This is a genomic window from Dehalobacter sp., from assembly GCA_023667845.1.
Lineage (GTDB): Bacteria > Bacillota > Desulfitobacteriia > Desulfitobacteriales > Syntrophobotulaceae > Dehalobacter.
Genome location: JAMPIU010000064.1, coordinates 1 through 728 on the forward strand (window position 1 = coordinate 1; position 728 = coordinate 728).

General features: G+C 44.5%; 1 protein-coding gene. It reads left to right on the forward strand.

Features of this window, described 5'->3' with window-relative positions:
• Positions 1–388 (forward strand): ABC transporter ATP-binding protein (locus NC238_05115; protein ID MCM1565319.1); only part of this gene is annotated, 388 nt, incomplete at its 5' end.
• Between the last annotated feature and the right edge of the window lie 340 nt (positions 389–728).

Below are 728 nucleotides of genomic sequence, written 5' to 3' on the forward strand. Positions count from 1 at the left end.
GGAACTCAAACACGAATTCAAACTGTCATACCTGATTATCGCCCACGATCTTTCCGTATTGCATCATATGAGCGACCGCATTGCCGTCATGTACCTCGGCTCAATCGTGGAAATTGGTGAAACGGAGCAAGTGTTCTCCCGCTATCTGCACCCGTATACCGAAGCCCTGCTTTCAGCAGTGCCACATCTGGAAGTTCAAAAGCGTGGAACAAGAATCATCCTGAAAGGTGACATACCTTCCCCCCTTGCGCCGCCGACCGGGTGTCCCTTTCACCCCCGATGTCCGTATGCCCGTCCGGAAGTCTGCGCGGTGCTACCGCCCCCCCTTGAGGAGAAAAGGCCCGGTCACCTTGCCGCGTGTCATTTCAGCCTGAATCAAACCAATTAAAATACCATCCGAAAACTCCAAAACAGGGCAATTCCCCGATTGTTTTCAATGCTCAATTTCCGCGCAAGTACTTAATCACCAACACTTTATTCACATGATTACAGGAATATTACACAAATGAAATACCCACATAATATTGTGGTAAATATTTTTAAAAACTGATAAATTGTCAAAATTCTGGCTCAAGGGATTACTGGACAACCGAGCAACCTCTGAAATGCTCATAACGTATTGATAAATTGACAAACAGCCCAAGCAAGAATATATATAAATATATTAATTTATTTGAAACACGGAGCCAGGCATGGAATTTAACAAGAATAGAAGTTTCGACAACGAA